Origin of the sequence: Sphingomonas sp. PAMC 26621, from assembly GCF_000251145.1 — a bacterium.
Classification (GTDB): Bacteria; Pseudomonadota; Alphaproteobacteria; order Sphingomonadales; family Sphingomonadaceae; genus Sphingomonas.
On record NZ_AIDW01000046.1, the window covers coordinates 41,959 to 61,251 of the forward strand.

General features: G+C 62.2%; 19 protein-coding genes and 1 pseudogene. 11 read left to right on the forward strand and 9 right to left on the reverse strand.

Going from position 1 to position 19,293, the window contains the following annotated elements; all coding sequences use genetic code 11:
* Window positions 1–3: 3 nt before the first annotated feature.
* The 4 genes from RI03_RS19905 to RI03_RS19920 all read left to right on the forward strand — a co-directional run bounded on the left by RI03_RS19905 (window position 4) and on the right by RI03_RS19920 (window position 4,628).
* Window positions 4–393 (forward strand): hypothetical protein, encoded by a 390-nt coding sequence (locus RI03_RS19905; protein WP_010219475.1) that lies wholly within the window; start codon window positions 4–6, stop codon window positions 391–393.
* A complete protein-coding gene (locus RI03_RS19910) occupies window positions 390–1,817 on the forward strand; it encodes an MFS transporter (protein WP_026046903.1) in 1,428 nt (475 codons plus the stop codon). The genes RI03_RS19905 and RI03_RS19910 overlap by 4 nt, the downstream gene beginning before the upstream one ends.
* Window positions 1,814–3,463 carry an AMP-binding protein gene (locus RI03_RS19915; protein WP_010219477.1) on the forward strand — a complete coding sequence of 550 codons (1,650 nt, stop codon included), beginning with the start codon at window positions 1,814–1,816 and terminating at the stop codon, window positions 3,461–3,463. Before RI03_RS19910 ends, RI03_RS19915 begins: the two co-directional genes overlap by 4 nt.
* Window positions 3,464–3,578: 115 nt before the next feature.
* Window positions 3,579–4,628, forward strand: coding sequence for a phosphotransferase family protein (locus RI03_RS19920; RefSeq protein ID WP_010219479.1), 1,050 nt, complete (start codon window positions 3,579–3,581; stop codon window positions 4,626–4,628).
* A gap of 177 nt (window positions 4,629–4,805) precedes the next feature.
* Here the strand turns inward: RI03_RS19920 and RI03_RS23825 are convergent, their stop codons facing one another.
* The 3 genes and pseudogenes from RI03_RS23825 to RI03_RS24910 all read right to left on the reverse strand — a co-directional run.
* On the reverse strand, window positions 4,806–4,949 hold the full coding sequence (locus RI03_RS23825) for an IS3 family transposase (protein ID WP_010219480.1): 144 nt from the start codon (window positions 4,947–4,949) through the stop codon (window positions 4,806–4,808).
* 44 nt (window positions 4,950–4,993) lie between these two features.
* Window positions 4,994–5,548 (reverse strand): IS5 family transposase, encoded by a 555-nt coding sequence (locus RI03_RS23075; protein WP_010219481.1) that lies wholly within the window; start codon window positions 5,546–5,548, stop codon window positions 4,994–4,996.
* Between the two features lie 26 nt (window positions 5,549–5,574).
* Window positions 5,575–5,751: pseudogene (locus RI03_RS24910) on the reverse strand (transposase); the annotation flags it as partial.
* Window positions 5,752–6,203: 452 nt separating this feature from the next.
* Between RI03_RS24910 and RI03_RS19935 the strand changes: the two are divergent.
* Together RI03_RS19935 and RI03_RS19940 are read left to right on the forward strand one after the other, a co-directional pair.
* Window positions 6,204–6,506 carry a hypothetical protein gene (locus tag RI03_RS19935; protein WP_010219483.1) on the forward strand — a complete coding sequence of 101 codons (303 nt, stop codon included), beginning with the start codon at window positions 6,204–6,206 and terminating at the stop codon, window positions 6,504–6,506.
* Window positions 6,507–6,575: 69 nt separating this feature from the next.
* Complete coding sequence (locus RI03_RS19940) at window positions 6,576–6,902, forward strand: WGR domain-containing protein (RefSeq protein WP_010219484.1); 327 nt, start codon at window positions 6,576–6,578, stop codon at window positions 6,900–6,902.
* Here RI03_RS19940 and RI03_RS19945 read toward each other — a convergent pair.
* A complete protein-coding gene (locus RI03_RS19945; RefSeq protein WP_010219485.1) occupies window positions 6,895–7,986 on the reverse strand; it encodes a hypothetical protein in 1,092 nt (363 codons plus the stop codon). The genes RI03_RS19940 and RI03_RS19945 overlap by 8 nt on opposite strands.
* Window positions 7,987–8,140: 154 nt before the next feature.
* Between RI03_RS19945 and RI03_RS19950 the strand changes: the two genes are divergently transcribed.
* Window positions 8,141–9,397, forward strand: coding sequence for a site-specific integrase (locus tag RI03_RS19950; protein WP_010219486.1), 1,257 nt, complete (start codon window positions 8,141–8,143; stop codon window positions 9,395–9,397).
* Window positions 9,398–9,766: 369 nt separating this feature from the next.
* Window positions 9,767–10,210, forward strand: coding sequence for a hypothetical protein (locus RI03_RS19955; protein ID WP_010219487.1), 444 nt, complete (start codon window positions 9,767–9,769; stop codon window positions 10,208–10,210).
* A gap of 874 nt (window positions 10,211–11,084) precedes the next feature.
* Here the strand turns inward: RI03_RS19955 and RI03_RS19960 are convergent.
* Window positions 11,085–12,728 carry an SIR2 family NAD-dependent protein deacylase gene (locus tag RI03_RS19960; RefSeq protein WP_010219488.1) on the reverse strand — a complete coding sequence of 548 codons (1,644 nt, stop codon included), beginning with the start codon at window positions 12,726–12,728 and terminating at the stop codon, window positions 11,085–11,087.
* A 548-nt stretch (window positions 12,729–13,276) separates the two neighbouring features.
* Entirely contained in the window at window positions 13,277–13,975 is a 699-nt protein-coding gene (locus RI03_RS19965; RefSeq protein WP_202949387.1) for a glutathione S-transferase family protein, read from the reverse strand.
* 90 nt (window positions 13,976–14,065) lie between these two features.
* Here RI03_RS19965 and RI03_RS19970 point away from each other — a divergent pair, with 90 nt between their 5' ends.
* Entirely contained in the window at window positions 14,066–14,962 is an 897-nt protein-coding gene (locus RI03_RS19970; protein WP_026046906.1) for a LysR family transcriptional regulator, read from the forward strand.
* 79 nt (window positions 14,963–15,041) lie between these two features.
* Here the strand turns inward: RI03_RS19970 and RI03_RS19975 are convergent, their stop codons facing one another.
* Window positions 15,042–15,410: a winged helix-turn-helix transcriptional regulator gene (locus RI03_RS19975; RefSeq protein WP_010219492.1), complete on the reverse strand. Its 369-nt coding sequence runs from the start codon at window positions 15,408–15,410 to the stop codon at window positions 15,042–15,044.
* Between the two features lie 90 nt (window positions 15,411–15,500).
* Between RI03_RS19975 and RI03_RS19980 the strand changes: the two genes are divergently transcribed.
* Entirely contained in the window at window positions 15,501–16,235 is a 735-nt protein-coding gene (locus RI03_RS19980) for an SDR family NAD(P)-dependent oxidoreductase (RefSeq protein ID WP_010219493.1), read from the forward strand.
* 51 nt (window positions 16,236–16,286) lie between these two features.
* Here the strand turns inward: RI03_RS19980 and RI03_RS19985 are convergent, their stop codons facing one another.
* Both RI03_RS19985 and RI03_RS19990 read right to left on the reverse strand, forming a co-directional pair.
* Window positions 16,287–17,447, reverse strand: coding sequence for an epoxide hydrolase family protein (locus RI03_RS19985; RefSeq protein ID WP_010219494.1), 1,161 nt, complete (start codon window positions 17,445–17,447; stop codon window positions 16,287–16,289).
* Between the two features lie 22 nt (window positions 17,448–17,469).
* A complete protein-coding gene (locus RI03_RS19990) occupies window positions 17,470–18,387 on the reverse strand; it encodes an NmrA family NAD(P)-binding protein (RefSeq protein ID WP_010219495.1) in 918 nt (305 codons plus the stop codon).
* A gap of 73 nt (window positions 18,388–18,460) precedes the next feature.
* Here RI03_RS19990 and RI03_RS19995 point away from each other — a divergent pair, with 73 nt between their 5' ends.
* Window positions 18,461–19,120, forward strand: coding sequence for a TetR/AcrR family transcriptional regulator (locus RI03_RS19995; RefSeq protein WP_010219496.1), 660 nt, complete (start codon window positions 18,461–18,463; stop codon window positions 19,118–19,120).
* Window positions 19,121–19,293: the final 173 nt, after the last annotated feature.

The following is a 19,293-nucleotide window of genomic DNA, read 5'->3' on the forward strand; positions in this document are numbered from 1 at the left end:
CGCATGCACGCTGAGCACTTCGATATTATGATCGATGCAAGTCGAAGTCTGTTGCACGTGACGATGCGCGGCCACTGGATGACCGAAACGGTCGATCGCTACGAACAGGCGGTTGGCGTCGCGGCGGCGGGGATGTTGTCCGCGGGCTGCCGTCGCGGCAGCCTTATTGCACTCGTGGACGCCCGTGAGCTGAACGCACAGTCGCAGAATGTCATCGTCGAATTTAAAGCCCGCATGCACCGCGAGGGACTGCTTCCGCGCCGGCTTGCAACAGTGCTCTCAAGCACGCTTTTTAAACGACAGGTGGAACGCATCGCTATTCCTAATCAGCGCCTGTTCGTCGACGAGTCCGACGCTTTGAGCTGGCTCCTAAGCGAAGAGGCCGAAACATGACGCCTACCATTGAGCCTCCCGTACGCGGGCTGGGAAGATCTGCATGGTTCTGGGCATTGTTCCAAGGCGGCCGGGATCCATACATCATTCTCGTCACCATCTACGTCTTTGTGCCCTACATCGTGACGAGCGTGGTGGCCGATCCTGTGCATGGTCAGGCGCTTGTCGCAGGCGGCGCCAAATATGCCGGCTGGATTGTCGCGCTGACGGCTCCACTCCTTGGCGCGGTGGTGGACCGGATGGGGCCGCGTAAGCCTTGGCTTGGCGCTACGGTCGCATTGATGATCCCGCTGATGGCAGCGCTCTGGTGGGCCCTTCCCGGGGGTGCGGGACTTGGCATCAGCACAATTATCGCGGTGCTCGCCGCGCTATCGGTTTTGTTCGCTTATACCGAAACGCTCCATAACGCACTGCTATTGCCGGCAGCGGGAATGGGGAAGGCCGGCGCTGCTTCCGGTCTGGCATTGGCGTGCGGCAACTTCGTATCTGTTGCCATGCTCGCGTTCGTTTTATGGGGGTTTGCGCTGCCTGGTAAGGTCACTTGGGGTTTCGTGCCGACAGCACCATTGTTCGGACTGGACGTCGCCAGCCACCAACAGGACCGGATCGTGCCCGTGTTGGCCGCAATTGCGCTGGCCTTAGGTACGCTGCCGCTGCTCTTCTTCGTGCCAGACGTCGAGAAAACCGGCATTCGCATCGGTGCAGCAACCCGGCTTGCGATTGCCGATCTGAAAGAGCTTGTTCTCGAAGCGCGAGGGCATCGCGACGCGCTTGTCTATCTTGGGGCCAGGATGCTCTTCACTGATGGGCTAACCGGAATTCTGATTTTTACCGGCGTCTATGCGGCCGGCATCATGGGATGGCAGACGCTCGAGCTGCTCGCCTACGGCATGATCCTTTGCGTGTTCGCAGTCGGCGGGGGTCTGCTTGCCGGTTGGCTCGATCAGCGCATCGGTCCCAAGCGCGCCCTGACGCTGGAGATCTGCGGTGTGGTAGCATCGCAGCTGCTCTCACTCGGCAACACGAAGGCGCTTCTGTTTTATCAGCCGTTCGATATCGAAACGCATGCACCGATCTGGAGTGGCCCGATGTTTCGTACCGCGCCCGAACTTGGCTTGCTCGCGTGCGGCATGCTGGGAGCGGTTACTGTGACGGCTGCCTACGCTTCCAGCCGCACAATGCTTACGCGCGTCGTGCCCGCCCATAAGGTCGGCATCTTTTTCGGACTGTTTGTCATCGCAGGGACGGCGACGATGTGGCTCGGCCCGTTGATGGTTCAGCTCGCTACTGCGGCAACAGGATCGCAGAGGGCCGGGCTGCTGCCAATCTCAGGTCTGCTGGTTGCCGGATTGATCGTTTTGCAGTTGGTGCGTGGTGGCTACCGTGTGCATGAGCCCCAGCGCGTTGAGGGTAGGACAGCATGACCGATCACATCCTATCTCGCCCCTGGGAGAAGCTGTATCCCGCGCATCTGCGGGGTTACCAGCTGGACGTCACGACGAGTGTCGATCATCCTGCTGATCTGCTCACCCATGCGGCAGAGCGCTTCGGCGCACTTCCCGCCTTCACGGTCGCACATCCCGATGGCACGACCGAAAGCCTGACTTTTGTCGACGTCGTACGACTGTCCGATGCCTTTGCTGGTTTCCTTGAGACAGATCTGAACATGTCGGCTGGCGACGTGCTTGCCGTCAAGATTCCCAATGGCCTAGCATTTCCAATCGTCATTTTCGGCGCTTGGAAAGCCGGGTTGATCGTCACTCCGGTTAACCCGTTTTACACAGCTGTCGAAACGAGCCACCAACTTCGCGACAGCGGTGCCAGGGTGATTGTGACGGAAGGCGCCATGGCCGATCAACTGGGGGGTGATCTGCTCGGAATGGTAGTCGTCACAGTTGGTGCCGCTATATTGCTGGATCGAAATGCTACGCCTTCCGGGCGTGATGATGCGGCCAATGCCTCAGACGGCGCGCAAAACCGATGGACATTGAACGCGGCTCTAGCGTCTACCGATATTCCATCTGGGCGGCGAAGCACCGTTGCGCTCTACCAATACACCGGAGGCACGACCGGGCGCAGCAAGGGGGCAGTAATTACTGCCGCAAACCTGTTAGCAACTGCCGCAATCGTGCGCGACTTCTTTAAAGAATTTGGCTCGCCGATTGAGCGAGGCACCGCCTTGACCGCACTCCCACTTTACCACATCTTTGCCTTCCTGTTCGGCATGCTGGTCTACGTAGAGGCCGGCACGCAAAACGTGATCGTGCCGCTTGCGCGTCCGGTGTCGAACCTTCGATCGGCTTTCGAGAAATTTAAGATCGACTGGATGGCGGGCGTGGACACGCTCTATGCTGGCCTGCTGGCAGAACCCTGGTTTCGGGAAAAGCCCCCGCGCTTGCGCTTCGCGATCGCTGGTGGCGCTGCGCTTCGACAATCCGTTGCGGCTGACTGGGAACAGCTCGTCGGGCCCGTACTCGAGGGCTACGGCCTTACCGAGACGACCGGCATCGTCAGCTGCAATCCCCCGACGGCCGCGCACCGCAGCGGATCGGTTGGCCTACCCGTTCCCGGAACGGACATTCGGATCGTCGACAAGCAGGGGCGCGATGTGCCGATCGGCGAGTCCGGGGAATTGCTCGTCCGCGGGCCGCAGGTCGCGCCAGCCTATCTTGGTGGCGAGGCCGAGATGTCGAAGAGCTTTGACGGCGGATGGTTGCGCACCGGCGACGTCGCCGCGTTCGAGGCATCCGGTATGATCGTAATCCGGGACCGCACCAAGGACATGGTGCTTGTGTCGGGATTCAACGTCTATCCAAACGAGGTCGAGGCTGTGTTGACCAGCCACCCCGGTGTAGCGGAGGCGGCGGTGATCGGTGTGCCGGACGATCACACCGGCGAATCCGTGAAGGCTTTTGTTGTCTTGCGTAACCCACCTCCTTCTGTCGGAGAGCTCGATCGGCATTGTAGGGCCTCGCTTGCTGCCTACAAAGTGCCTCGAGAATTTGTGACGCGAGTTGAACTCCCGAAATCGGCGGTCGGCAAAATTTTGCGCGCGGCGCTCCGCGGGTGACATCGGGAATTGGCAAACTAAGGCGCTTCAACGCCTTGGGCGAGGGACATGCCCGCGCCATTGCCAACGCCCAATTCGGGCGCAACGCGCTTCAGGCCGCGATGCACCTGAAGCGATGATAAGCAGCACTGTCGATCTAGATGAAATCGCGCTGTTGCGCTGGCTGGAAGCAAACGCCGAAGGGTTCGCCGGACCGATTGCGGTCGCAAAGTTTCCCGGCGGTCAATCCAATCCGACATACCGGATCGATGCGGAAAGTGGTGCGTATGTGGTGCGCCGCAAACCGTTCGGGGTGCTTTTGCCGTCCGCCCACGCCGTCGACCGAGAATATCGGCTTATCTCGGCGCTGCACGCCACCGGCTTCCCAGTGCCCCGTCCATTCGCGCTATGCGAAGACACAGCAGTGATCGGATCAATCTTCTATGTCATGGAGATGGTAGAAGGCCGCATATTCTGGAATGGTGCGCTGCCAAATGTCGCGCCGGCTGAGCGGCGCCCAATCTACGACGCAATGATCGATACGTTGGCAAAGCTGCACGCAATCGATCCCGCTACGATCGGCCTTGGTGGCTTCGGGCGGACTGGAAACTATTTTGTGCGGCAGATCGATCGCTGGACGAAGCAATATCGTGCGGCGCAGACCGACGATATTCCGGTAATCGAAAGACTGATTGAGTGGTTACCACGCACCGTGCCTGAGCAGGGGCGGACATCGGTTATCCACGGTGACTACCGAATCGACAATCTGATATATGCATTCGACCGGCCTCAGGTCGCGGCAGTCCTCGACTGGGAACTCGCAACAATCGGTGATCCGCTGGCGGATTTCGTCTATCTCGTGATAAACTGGTCAATGACGGCGGACGGCGGGCCGGGACTTTCCGGGCTCGATCTGGCCAGTCTTAACCTGCCGACGATGGAGGACGCCGTTGCGCGTTACTGTGCTGCTACGGGTCGGGACCGGGTGCCCGATCTCAACTGGTATTTCTCGTATAATCTATTCCGATTAGTCGGCATCGTTCAGGGCATTAAGAAACGGCAGATCGAAGGCAATGCATCAAGCGCGAAGGCAGAGGCAATAGTGTCGCGGCTAATCCCGATCGCAGAGCGCGCGTGGGACTACGCCGAACAGTTGAGCCCGATTAGCCGGGCTGAAAAGCCTTGAACGGCCCTCAGCTTATCCACCGCAGCGTAACGCTCCGCAGACCGGGCCGGTTTTTCCCCAGCAAAGCCATTTAACGCCGACACGTCCAGCATCGACCCCGCTCACAGCTTCCTTCAGTCGCAAGTTCTCGTTGTCGAGCGCCCGCAACCGCGCCGCATCGGACCCCGTCGGGCCGCCCTACATGGACTTCCAGTTGAAAAAGATCGCATCGCTGATCCCGTGCTTTCGGCACGGGTCGGCGATCTTCACGCCAGCCTCGTGATCGCACAGCACGCTGATGATCTGATCATCCAAATAGGCCTCGCTGGAGCTCGCCGCCATCTGAAGAGCTAACTTACCAATGGCATGAATTCTAGGGTCAGGACTCATAACCACCAGGTAACGGCTGCCACGAGGTAGATCGCGCCGAGGAAGTTTGTGGCGAGCTTGTCGTAGCGCGTAGCGATGCGGCGATAATCCTTCAGGCGGCAGAACATGCGCTCGACCGCGTTTCGGCCTTTATAGAGCGAGCGCGAGAAGCAGCTTTTCCAGCGCCGGTTCGCCTTGGAGGGGATGTTGGGCACGGCACCCTGGCGCTCGATCAGGTCGCGGATCGCGTTGCTGTCATATGCCTTGTCCGCCAAGACGATGGTGCGCGGCGCGAGATCGTCGAGCAGGACATCGGCAGCACGGCAGTCGGCGACGTTACCACCGGTCAGCAGGAAGCGGAGCGGGCGACCTTCGCCGTCGGTGAGCGCGTGAAGCTTGCTGTTGCGACCACCTCGGCTGATCCCGATCGCCTGGACGAGCGCCCCCCTTTTCCGCCGCCCGCTGAGCGGTGGGCCTTCATATGCGTGCTGTCGATCAGAACTTCGGCAGGCGGTCCACCCGCTGCCGCCAGCGTGACGAAGATCTCTTGCCAGATGCCTTTCGCCGCCCACCGGACGAACCGGTTGTAGAGCGTCTTTCTCGAACCGTAGCAGGCCGGTGCATCGACCCAGCGACCGCCCGATCTCACCACATGGATGATGCCGCTGATCACACGCCGGTCATCAACCCGCGCAACCCCTCGAACCTTGTCCGGCAGCAACGGCCGTAGCCGCTCGAACTGCTCTTCACTCAACCAGAACTCGCTCAAACTCACGCTCCCGCTGTCGCCGAGCCTGAATCACATTCGCGCCGCCAAGGGAATACCGTTTATGGGTCCTGACCCTAGGAAGCAGGTCACCGAGCACCTAATTAAGCCCGATGAGTTTATCCGCATCAAATCGTCGAAAACGTTGAAAACGCTGCCACGAGCGCTCGGCGCTTGCGTGGCCATCCAGTGTACAGGGATAGCCTGAGCTGAAGGACGGAGCTTCTTTGAGAGGTGCGGCGCGCGCGTAAGAATCTATAAGGGCCACAATTCCGCGCGCTTGAGGCCGCAATCCTGATCCTGGAAGGGGAACTTGCCGACCGCCCCGCGTGATGCGGTAAGATCGTTGTCTTTGCCTTAACGACGGACAATCGACTGACTGCTCTGTTCGATCGGGCACCCGTCGAATAGATTTGCTAGGCGCTGCTGCCGAATCGCTGCAATTGAGAGGAACGGGATACATGGGCGGCTGGCATCCGGACCGAAACAAGTCTTTAACCCGCAGCGAGCCATCGAACAACAACGCTCAGCGGCTCCGGCAGCTGGCAGACGCAGAGTGGGCAGCCGCCCTAAGCGAATCCTTGCCGCAGCGCCGCCAGCAGCGCGAGCGCTCCGCGATGCGCTGGGACGAGATGGCGGAGGCGGCTGAGGCTTTTGTAATCAAGGCAGACGTCAATGCGCGCGCCAGGGAACCTCGTTCTGGCTATGCCGCCGTAGCGGATAGTGCAGTCGCCGTGATCGTATCGGAAATATCGCCTGAGTGAATCACCCACCCAAGACTGATTCAAATTCCCGGTTGGACGCCGTCGCCTGTCCGCTGCCATGTTCCCCTCATGTTCGAATATCCCACTCAGCTGATCGACCACCGGTGCGAGCTGGAAGCGGTCGACGAACGCCGTAACATCGCGCGAGCCTACCAGATCGACGCAACGCGGGATTTATTCGGCCATGTCATAGTAGCCCTGCGATGGGGCCGCATTGGTAAACGCCTTGCAGGTTTGACTGTCTCCTTCGAGAGCGAGGCCGCGGCATCACGGTTCATCCAGCGCGCGCTGACAAAGCGGGCGAGTGCCCCGCGACGGATCGGCGTTGGCTATTGCCGCGTCGGTAGCGACGCCACTTCGCCGAGCAAGCCGCTGGCAGCCAACGATTTCAGGTAGCGGCGCGAGCTAGCAGCCGATCAATCTCGGCCATGCTCGCGTCGAGATCCGAGACTGCATTGGCAAGCGGGCCCTGATCGATCGGCGCCGGCGCCCCAGGCGGAGACGCTGAGAATTCGCTCCATGTAACCAAACCCCCAGCGCCAAGCGCGACCAGCCCCGCATCGGCAAGCGCATGTGCTTGAATATCCGCGCCAGCCCGGGACACGTCAAGCGCCCTTCGCAGCTGCGCGCGCGTACATGCGCCGAGCGCGGCGACTAGCAGCCAAGCGTCCCGTGCACGGGCGTTCCGCGACAGATGAGCGAGAGCGTCGCGCCCCCGAGCGAGTTGCTCGGCCGTACGAATTAAAGTCGCATAGGTCCGATTGCACGTAGCTCCCGCGTTCTCGATAAGCTGCGTCTTGATCTCGTCTGCCTCAAGATCAGCCCGAAACAGCGCGCGGGTTACCAGGCCGGCTGACGGCAGTGCGAGGGACGGCTGCACGCTCGAGGTCAGCAGGGCAAGATTGAGCGCCCAGCAGCCGGCAGGCTCCGCGGCGACATAATGATTCAGCGTGCCGCGCGGGAGCGCGTGGCGAACCTCACTGCCTTGGCCTTCGACAAAATCGGCATCGCCGCGCAGACGCTCGATCGCGGCTGCGAGCGAACCCAGGAGTTGCATGGCCGAACCTTCGACGTCTCGATCGCCAAGCACGGCGGACCGGCGCGCCAATCCGGCCTCGGCGAGCGCATCACCCGCGCGCGCGAGCATATGAAGTTGTTTGGAGCCAAACCGCTCCGTGGCGGCGACCATCGTCGCGATCGTGGCGGCGGCCTCGGCGATCGGTGGCGCGCCATGATCGGCGAGCCACAGTAGCACTGCTTCTCGACGAGGATCCTCTGTGCGCAGCAGCGGCATGGCGGCATTTGTCGCATGCGCCGGGCCGATCTCGCCGGCGCCGGCGTCACGGCGATATGCCTTCCAAGCCGTCGACACAGCGGTCAACGCTGCGGCTTTTCGCAAAGCCGGCGAGGCAAATCGCCAGCCCGCCTCGGCGCGTCCGAGCGCCTGACCATAGCGGCAAAAATCGGTGGACTCCTCCATGGCGACGGAGCCTACACTAGTGATTAAGGAATCACTAGGCACCCCCCTACCCGCTCATTATGCACTTTCCATAATCGATGCTTATGGTAACAACAGAAGCAGGAATTGAGGACTGGGTGGCTCTCAGCCGGCGGCGCGAACGAAGGCTATCAGCATGGCAAATGGCAACACTGGCGAGATCGTCCTCCACCAGCTCGACGGGAACGCATCGCCGCAGCGTCGCGTTCGCGGCTCCGCCGAACCCGTCGACGCCCGGCTGCTGCGCACGATCGCGGCTGCGCTCCCGGCGGATATGCCGCCGGTAAGCGCACTCGGCGTCGAGATCGCCTTCGAGGCAATGGCCGACGCCACAAAGGCGGCGATCGCCGCCGACCTCGATTGCTTCGTCGCGTGGTGCGTCGATGAGAAGCGAGCCCCCCTCCCTGCCGACCCCGAAGATCTGGTGCGCTATCTCCGCCACCTCGAGGCGCAGGGAAAGAAGCCGGCGACACTGTCCAGGCGCATGGCGACGCTCGCCAGCGCGCACCGATTAGTCGGGCTCGGCGACAAAACTGGCTTGCCAACCGATCATCCGATGGTCCGAAATGCGCTGCGCGCCAATCGCCGCCGTAAAGGTGCTGTCCAGCGCCAAGCAGCGCCGTTGCGCTTTGGTGGAGCGCTGGACGAGCATGGTGAGGTCAAGGGCTTCACGATCACGGCACTACTCGAGGCGTGTGGCGGTGACGCGCAGGGACTGCGCGACGCCGCCCTCCTCTCAGTCGGGTACGATGCGGGGCTACGCGTCAGCGAGCTCACCGCCGCCGCGGTGAAGCATCTCGAGCCACAGCCTGATGGCTCGGGGCTGCTCGCCATCCCCCGCTCCAAGACCGATCAGGAGGGACAAGGCAGCTGGGCGTGGCTGTCCCCCGAGACAATGCGGCGCGTGCAGACTTGGCTGGTGCAAAGCGGCATCGAGGATGGCCCTTTGTTCCGGCGGGTCGGGATCGATCGGCGTCGTGCGCGCGCCGCGGTGCCCCCGCAGTCCTATCAGTCCATCCCGGGAAACACCCGCCACTGGCAGGAGCGGCTGCGTGGAGCGCCTGCGGTGCAGGCAAAGGTGACTTACACGATCGGCGAGTTCCCCCTCACACGCCAGGGCGTGTGTGCGATCTACCGGCGGATCGCGCTAGCCGCGGCGGACGCAGGGCTGGTCGAGATCACGGAGGATAAGCTGTTTGAGGCGCTTGCGGCGCTGTCGACGCACTCGCTTCGGGTTGGACTGACCCAAGACCTGTTCGCCGCCGGCGAGGACGGGGCGGGGATCGCGCTCACCTTGCGGTGGTCGTCGCCGGCGACGGCACTACGGTATGGTCGAAAACTTGCGGTTCGGAGCAACGCCGCTTCGCGGGTTCTGAGCAAGGTACGGCGCTAAAACGGCGGGTCCTCACCGCCTATACTCCTCTTTTCGGCGGTGGAGACCCAGTCCCAGCCATTCGCGGCGCGATTGCCGCCGCCTAGAGCAGACATCGGTTCACGTGCTAAGGGCTCGCCGTTCTGCGGGCCAGCGCGAGCGCTGTGGGGGCGAGGTTTAAGACTTTGCCGTTATTCCTGCCGCAAGTGTCGAACGGCAGCCTCCGACAGAAGCCGACATTTGCAAACGTGGCCATCCATCGTTGCGCCGCCCGCTCGGGCGCTGTCGCAAAAATTACAAGTGGTGAGACACGCGACAATCGCCGTTTGCTCCCTTCCGCCACCTATAATGAAAGGTCGGACCCGCCGACCTTTGGAAAGGACGCGTTCTATGGCGATCGGTTCTGTGTCGACGGTGCCCTACGTGGCCCCGCTTTTGCCTGCGCGAACGGATCAGCTTGGGGCGGATGTCACAACAGTTGGGGCAGCAACGTCACCGTCGCTCACCAGCCAGCCCTTGCTTGTCTCGGCGACGACGGCCGTACTGATCAGTCAGCAAGGGGCGGGTGCCAAGGCCCCGACCACGGCCAGCGCGGTCTCGACGACGCAGGCGTCCCGCGCGGCGACGGCGAAGAAAGCGGTAGACAGCCTCCTGGCGTCCAGCGGCGAGGCGATCTATGGCGCGGCGATCAGCAGCCTGAAACAGTCTCCCCCTAATCTCGCCAGCCAGCTCGACAATCCGAAGCTCGCGGACGCGGATCGGAGGGTTATCTCCGACCAGATGATCGCCCGCGAGAAGGCGGCATTCGGGACCTTCACCGATGGCGTCGACTAGGCAAAGAAGTATGTCGCGTACTACGACAGCCTGTCGCCCGAGAGCAGAACTCCTCCCGCTACCGCGGGACCCGTGAGAGCACGGTGGCCTACGGAGCTACGGAGGCGGCGAAACTTGGGCAAGAAGATCCGAAGCTCTCGGACACTCAGGATCCGTTCGTCAAGCTATTTTAAAATATCAAAGCGCAAGGCTTCAACGTCAATGATGAGGGCGCGAAGTCTGTCCTGAAAGACTACAAAGACAGCGTCGCCAAATTAGTAAGCAGCCAGACCGATCCGGAAGGCAATGCGGCGCTGGTTGCCCAAGCGTCGAGCAACTTCAACGCAGTGCAATCGGTCGTCGACAAGGCGCGATCCGGCGACGGCGACGCCTTTGGTCAATTGCAATCTCTGGGCAATCATCCGAGCGCCTTGGGTGCGTTCCTGACCTACGCACAGTCCCTGGCCAAAAGTTGACGCCCGTAGCTGTAGCCGCGCAATGTGATGATTGCCTCGACGCAAAATAATGCGTGCTTCCGACGTAGATTATCAAGAGACCATGATTCGCTTTCATGCATGATTGTGCGTTCGGTCTCTTCTGCGCGGCCGGCGGCTTTTGGCAGTAGCGGACGCCCATAACCGGTTCGACGAATGGCCTGAATTGGTCGACGCCCGCCGATGGCCTCGCTGCCGCGAGGACCCAATTGCGGCCGTTCAGGAGCTTCGGTGAGGTGCCCAGCTTCGGACGCTCGTTAATGTGGGTCGTCCAGGCTTCAGATCCTGCATTGAGAGCTTAGAGTGGAACGCACCACTTGCCGGGTCGCAGAGACGATCGCCCGCTGGGACCGACGTTGGGACTAAGGTGCCCGATCAAGCGCTCCGGCCGGCAATAAGGCTCATATCTGGCCAGTGATCTTGCCGACGATCCGGTTCACGCCATCGACGATGGACTTCGCGACCTTGGCCGACACCGCCTCCCCTTCGTGGATTGCGGTGTTGCGCACGCCCATCCATTCACGGATGTGCCGCTGTTCTACCTCGCTGATCAAACCCATCTCTAGCGCGTGATCGAGCATCATCCTCATTGGCAGGGGACGGTGACTGCTGATCGACATGGTCGGGCTGATCGCGGAACCGACATATTTTTGAAGGATCACCTCGAGCCCGCTCATCGCCGCGATGACGGCCGCGCGGTATTCGCGTGCGACGAGCAGGCGCTGGGCCTCGCTGCCCCTACTTGGCTGAGCGTCCGCGGCGTATGCAAGCTGACGCACAAGCTCGGCTGCGAAGGTGTCGAGCGCGTCGTCAGAGAGGCCCAGGCGGTAGATGATCGGGTAAGGCTCGCTAAGGTTCGGCACCTGCGCTTGGTCGTTGGCAACGATGACCACTGGCAGGTGCGCGCGGTCGCGGCCGGCGGACCGGTTGCGCGCGACCGCGATGTCAAACTCGGCTCGTGTCCAGGCCGATGTCATTTCGACGACCATCGCTGACGACCGGTCGATCAGCGCGTCGATCTTCGCGCTGATATTCTTTCCGGGTGAAATAACGTCGTCGGCAACAATGGGTACGAACCCGAGCTCTTCCACCCGAGGAAAGACTCGGCTGCGGTAGAGCGATACCAACTCGACTGGGAGCGAGAAGAAGCAGAGCCTCGTCAGTGCATCGCGCGGCAAGCTCAATTCGCGAAGCGGTTCCTCCTCGGTCACCTTGCTCACCGACATCACGTTGTCGCGAATATGCTCGCGCAGCTCGTTGAAGGCATCGGCCAGGATGCTGGGATAGCGGCTTTTGGATCCAGGCAGGTTGATAATCTTGACACCGCGTCGCTCGAAACGCGCGACGTCCGAGTTGCTCGCATCAACCATGATCGCATAGGCCATGCGCCGCGTTTTGCCGAGCCGGTCGGAAACGATTGTCCAGATCTGCCGGAAATCGGGATCGTCTAGGCTGTAACCGATAAAGACGGCGGTGTTGGTGATGAGCAGATTAGCGAGGTAGGTTGCGATCAGGGGATAGCGCGAGAGGAAGCCGTCATAATCCTCTTCAGTCACGACCAGCCGACTGGGATGACGTAGATCGCCATGGAGCTTGAGCAGCTGGGTGCCGGCATGGGCGCCGTTTATCGAGAGCTGCTCCTCATCGATCACAGGATATACGTAGCGCGGGATTGCGTCATATTGGCGCTCGAGCAGAAAATCGAAGTTCGTCGTGCAGACGATATCGAACGGGATCGAGCAAAAGGCACGGTGCGCGTCGCCAGGCTCGGCCTGCTTGATCAGAAGCAGCTGTGTCAGCCGCTCAATGAGCTTGGCGCGGCCATATTCATGCTGGTAGGCGGAGATGGAGTCGAGCGCACCGGCGCTTGAATAAGAGGCCATCTCGCCGGCGAGCGCGGTACCAAGGTCCGGCCACAAGGGCATTTTGGCGCCGGGGGGGAGCGTGGCGTTCATCGACATACCGGCGCCAAGCACCGGTAGCCAGCGTCCGGCAACCAGATCGTCGAGCAGCGGTTTCGGGAAATGTTGAAGATACTTGGCCATGTGCACCGCTTTGCGAGGATCGAACTCGCCTTATGCCCGACTTCGCAACCAACGGCAGCCATCATGATTATGACCGTCACCGATCAGGATGGTCGCTTGGCGAAAGGGCCGCCAAAGTACAGCGACGGGGGCATTGCGGCCCAGCGAGTTTAGGTGCGGCGAGCAGTAGGTTTAAGCAGACAATCGACCGTCCATACCCTACGACCGAAGGGCGTGATCTGGCCGCTAGCTGCCGCGATGCATCCTGCTGCAAGACCCACAAGTGGACGTTCAGGCCGCCCTGCTCGCTTCCCAGCTTTGGTCATTCATTCATTTAGACTGATCCGCTCGCCGTAAGCGACGTATCGAGGATGCGGAACGGCGAAAAGTCGGACATTTCTGACATTCTCGCCGTCGGCGACGGATGACCGCTGTTGGCAGGAGCGCCGTCCGTGAGCTTCCTCGTACGGCATCTTCTCACAAAGCGAGACTGACCGGAGGTCAGTCTGGCAGTTTCCAGGCCGCGCTTTCGGAACGGCCGGGTTAGTCGAGCCCTGATGCGGCAGTGCTTACAATACGATGCCGGCCATCTGCAAAGCGCCATCCATTCGAGCATCGACCTCACGCTTCGTGTCCGCCCAACCTGGCACCGTCTCCAGCAGACGCTGCTGCCATGTTACCAGATTTGGAAATTCGCCGAACGGCACCTTCGTTCGCTCCCATTGCGAGAAGGGTGCCGCGATATCGATGTCAGCCAATGTTAGGCGATCGCCGACGACAAAGCGCCGGTCCGCCAAATGCGTGTCCAGCACGGCGCCCGCCGCCCGGATGCTGGCGAACGCCAACCGGACAATGCTCGTATCCTCGGGCTTGCCCATGAAACGCTTGCCGATCCGCTCGTTGAACGTGAGCGTCGAATAAATCCGCCACTGCTCGCCGGACCAGAACATCCATTGAAGCACCTCATACCGCTCGCGCGTAGAGGCGCCGAGCAGATCGCCGCCTGCCTTCTCCGCGAGATATAGGTTGATCGCCGACGCCTCGTAGAGGACAATATCGCCGTCCACCATCACCGGCGTCAGCCCATGCGGGTTCAGCGCCAGAAAATCGGGCGTATGGCTCTCGCCCCTGAATAGATCGATGGTTTCGCGCTTGATGGCGATGCCCATGACCGCTGCTGCGGACGTGACGCGGCGCAGGCTCCCGGAACCGGGATCGCCGTAGATTTTGATCGAAATAAGAAAAGTGATCCTTTGACCGTGGCACACGGCAGCAGCATCGCCGTGACCATGAGAACTAGGTCATCCGCAAAGTTCGGTGTATCTCTTCAAATTGAACAACATATATCCGGATATCGAATGAGTGATCACTGGCGGGAAATGGCCGTATTCGTCCGCGTCGCGGAGAGCGGAAGTCTTTCGCGCGCGGCGCGCGAACTGAAGCTCTCGCAACCGTCGGTATCGCGGATCGTCGGGTCGCTGGAGGCACGGCTCGGCACCACGCTACTGCTGCGTACTACCCGCAGCCTGTCGTTGACCGAAGCCGGCTCTCTGTATCTGGAACGCGCGAGACACCTGGTCGCGGAGATGGAAGAGGCCGAGCAGGCAGTCCGGGGGGTGGACTCGCTGCACGGAGTGATCCGCCTGGCGATGCCGGTGCTCTACGGTACGCGAGCGGTCATTCCGGCGCTGCCGACGTTCCTGGCCCGACATCCGGATCTTCGGGTCGAGATCATCATGAGCGACGCACGCCAGAACCTCATCACGGAAGGGGTCGATGTCGCCATTCGCCTGGGCGTCGGGCAGCTCGACGACTCAACCTTCGGCGCACGCAAACTCGCGCTGGTCGAGCGACTTGTAGTCGCGGCACCGACTTATCTTTCAGCCCGGGGCGCCCCTGCCACTCCAGCCGATCTCGCTCGGCACGATTGTATCGTCCAGCATGGCCTGTTTGGCCATGAGAGTTGGCGCTTCACGCGTGATCAGGCGGTCACCTCGGTCGATGTCACCGCGAAGATTTGGATTAACTCAGCGCCAGGAGTCCTTGCGGCCGCGGTATCGGGACTAGGCATCGCGCTCGCAACCCGGGTCATGGCCGGAGAGGAATTTAGCACGGGCCAGCTTACACAGTTGCTTGCGCCCTACCGGCTCGATCCGGCCGAAGTTTATGCGGTTTTCCCGGCAGGTCCGAGACCCTCAGCAAAAGTCCGAGCGATCACGGATCATCTGGCAGGGTCTCTCGACCCTTCGAGATGATCAGCACTGGCAAGCAATTGTCGATCCATTACCCGACATCTCAACTGCCTTTGGCGGCCTCCGACAAGCGGAAATCCATTCAACTCGCCTGCCAGTGCTCCCTTTCAGCAAAGATTCGCGTGACTTCGGCCATGTTGTCCGAGCCCCAATTGCACAAGGGGACTAGCGCCTCGGCCAAGGTATGGCCAAGCGGCGTTAGGGTGTAGTCCACGCGCGGCGGCACTTCCTGATAGTCTTTCCGCGTGACGACGCCATCGGCTTCCAGCTCCTTCAACTGCTGGATCAGCATCTTGTCGCTGACCCCTCGGACGGCCCGCTTGAGCGCCCCGTAGCGGTTCGGTCCATGGATCAGAAAATAGATGATGAGCGGCTTCCACTTTCCCGCGATCACGCGAAGCGTCGCGTCGAGGCCGCAGGTGAAGCCGGGAACCGGGTCGGACTCTGCCATCGCTTTTTCGCCTACTCACCAAAAGGTGCATACTTGTCCATAAGTGGGGGGCTCATCACCTCTACGCCAGTGTGAAACTGGAGAAACGACATGAACAGGCTTGAAGGCAAGACAGCAGTGATCACGGGCGGCGGGACGGGCATCGGCCTCGCCACGGCGAAGCGCTTCATTAAAGAGGGGGCGTTCGTCTATATCACCGGGCGTCGACAGGAGCCGCTCAACACTGCGGTCGCCGAACTCGGGCCGAACGCGCGCGCTGTGCAAGGCTCCGTATCCGATCTTGGCGACCTCGAACGGCTGTTCGCGACGGTTAAGGCGGAGCGCGGCTCGCTCGATGTCCTCGTCGCCAATGCCGGGTTCGGCGAGTTGGTGCCGCTCGGCCAGATCACGCCCGAGCAATACGACCGGGCCTTCGACGTAAACGTGAAAGGCGTTTTGTTTACCGTCCAGTCGGCGCTGCCGTTGATGGGCAAGGGCGGTTCGATCATTCTCACCGGCTCGACGACGGGTTCGATGGGAACCCCGAGCTTCAGCATCTACAGCGCGACCAAGGCGGCGGTGCGCAATTTCGCGCGCAGCTGGGCGCAGGATCTGCGCGGGACCGGCATCCGCGTCAACGTGCTCTCGCCCGGGCCGATGCTGACCGAACTGGCGGAGGAAGTGGTCGGCCGCGAAGCGATGATCGAGATGGGCGCCGGAACACCGATCGGACATGTCGGTGCGCCTTCGGAGATCGCCGGCGTGGCGGCGTTCCTGGCCTCGTCGGACAGCAGCTTCATGACGGGCAGCGAAGTATTCGCCGACGGCGGGCTCGCGCAGATCTGATCGCCGACTATACCTTACGGCCGGAGCGTAATTTGCGTTTCGGCCGTCAACTCACTCTCCGCGTATGCTTCTGAACGTCATGCGAAGCTCGCCTACGAACAGGCTCGGCTGCTCGAGCGCCGCGAAGTGCCCGCCGCGCGCCGGTTCGTTGAAGTGCAGCAGCGTCGCGAAGCGGCTTTCTGCCCAGCGACGCGACAGGCGCACCTGCTCGCCGGGAAACATACTGATTCCGGTCGGCGTTTGCATCCGCATCTGCGGCATCCCGCCCGCCATCATTTCGCGCATCGCTTCCCAGTAGAAGCGCGCCGAACTCGCACCGGTATTGGGGAGCCAGTACAGCATTATATCGTCCAGCAGCGCGTCCAGGCGGAACACCGCTTCCGGGTCGCCGCTACTATCCGAGACGTCCTGGAACAGCGCGTAGATCCAGGCCGCCAGGCCCACGGGCGAGTCCGCAAGCGAGAAGCCGATCGACTGCGGCCGGGTGGCCTGCACCTTGAAATAGCCTGAATATTGCTGGTCATACCGCTGCGCCGAGGCGAGCATCGCTTGTTCGGCCGGTGTCGCATCGCGGACTTCCGCCTCGCTCGGCTGGAACATCACCATGTTGAGGTGGATCGCGGCCAGTCCCGGCGGCGCTTTGTGGCCGAGCGCAGTCGTCACGCCCGCGCCCCAGTCCCCGCCCTGGGCGACCCAGCGATCGTATCCAAGCCGTCCCATCAGCGTGATCCACGCGTCGGCGGTGCGGCCGATGTTCCAGCCCGGCTCGGTCGGCTTGTCGGAAAAACCGAAACCCGGGAGCGTCGGGATGACGAGATGGAAGGCGTCTGCCGCCCTACCCCCATGCGCGACCGGGTCGGTCAACGGGCCGATCACGTCGCGAAACTCCAGCACCGAGCCGGGCCAGCCATGCGTCATGATCATCGGCATCGCGTCGGGCTCGGGCGAACGGATGTGCAGGAAATGAATCCCGAGCCCGTCGATCTCGGTACGGGACTGGCCAAAGCCGTTGAGCAGCGTCTCGCAGCGCCGCCAATCATAGTGATCGCGCCAATGGTCGATCAGCGCTCGGATCTTCCCAAGCGGCGGTCCCTGGCTCGTGTCGGCCACCGTTTCGGGGGCAGGCCAGCGGATGCGCGTCAGGCGCTGCTGCAGGTCGTCGAGCTCGGACTGCGGCACCGCAAGCCGAAAGGGTTCGATGATATCGGTCATGATGCTATCCTAATCGCGGGTGTCAGATCGTGGTGCCAAGCACCGCATCGGCGCTCGTCCAGTCGGTCTTGCCGTAGCGCGCGTTGTCGAGCGGCGAGAGCTTGCCGCGGCCGCTCGACATGTCGCGCATATATTGCATCCCCTGCCACGCCGGGAACGGTTCATCGGTCTTGGGCGAGAGCGCGCGGGCGATCTTGATGACAAGACTGAGGCGCCCGATCCCGCCAGCGCGCAAAAGCTTGTAGCGCGTACCGCTCAGCCGCGTCATCGTCGCGGCAAGATCGCGCGCGCTGACCACATCGCCGGCGATCCGCGAGAAGCGGGGTGCGTGCGCGTCGAGCGCCACGTCGGCCGCATAGTCGGCGATGTCGTCCTTGGTAGTGAAGTCGAGCGGCTGGTCGGCGTTGCCCCAATAGAGGATGCGGTGCAGCTTGTGCAGCACGATCGGCGCCTCGCCCGTCAACAGATCCGCGAACGCGCCGTTGAGGACGGAGGTGGCCTGGATCGGCGCCGCGTCGATCTTCGCTTGGAAGGCGCGGCGCAAGTCCATGTTGCGATTGTCGCCCGGCCGCGTCTTGGTGAAGTCGAGCGAGAAGTCGGACGGCATGAAACGCGGCACCTGCGCGGCGACCGCAGCGTCGAGCAAGCGGCCCTGCAGGTCGAGCATAGTCGGCGCGAGCCCGTTGAGCGCGGAGACCACGCAGACTGCGCCGGCACAGGCGGATGCCAGCGCCGCCGGACTCTCGAAATTGGCTTCGATCGGCCTTGCCCCGGCAGCCCGCGAGGTCGCGCGTTTCGCCTCGGATGTGCCGGCTCGCACGAGCGCACGAACCTGCGCGCCGCGCCGCCCAAGTGCCGCGGTAATGCGCCCGCCAAGGTCGCCGGTAGCGCCGGCCAAAACCACGATGGCGCCCGCGCCGCCTGCATTATGATCGACCATGATCCGTTCACCTCCTAACTGAACGGTACCGTTCAGATTGAATAAACAGGGCGTTGGCCTATAGGTTCCGGCGATGCAAGCAAAACCTGTCGAAACACCCCCGCGCCGTGGCCGCGGTGGTCGGCCACCCGCCAAGGATGCGGGCGACGTCGACCGGCGCATCCTCGACGCGGCGGAAAGCCTGTTCCTGCGCCTGGGGTTCGACGCGACGAGCTGCGAACAGGTCGTTGTCCAGGCCGGCGCGGGGAAGGCCAGCCTGTACGCGCGCTACGCCAACAAGGAGGCGTTGTTCGCCGCGGTCGTGCGCGACAATGTTGAGCGCTCGTTGGCACCCGCGGCCGATGTTTTGACCGATGCTCCAATCGACTCTCGGCTACGCGCGGTCGGCCAAAGCATTCTGACCCACGCTCTGAAGCCCGACGTCGTCGCGTTGATGCGGGTCGTGCTCGCGACAGCGCACCGTATGCCCGAACTCGCGCGGTTGGCCGACCAGATCGGCCGAGATGAAGCGGTTCACCGCGTCGCGGCGACGATCGCTGGCAAAGCGGCGGATCGCAAGGAGGCGCTGGACCGCGCGCTCCCGGTCGCGAACAAGTTCATCGATCTCATATTCGTGCCCACCCAGATGCGTGCGCTTCTCGGCGATGATCCCGCCGAGCTGGCGCGGGCCGGGGCGCGGCGGGTCGATGAAGCTGTGGAGTTATTGGCTAAGGCTGGATGGCTGTCGAATTGACAGGTTCGCTCGGCGCTCAGTCACATACGACCCATTCCCAGACACTCAGCGCCCCCTTCGCGATCTCCAACTTCAGACATTTGTTCATCTCGATAGAACGCGCCGTCGAGCGGCCGCCGAGTGGGCGTTGAACGGCGAACATTGGGACGAAGGGGATCAACCCAGTCGCTGTT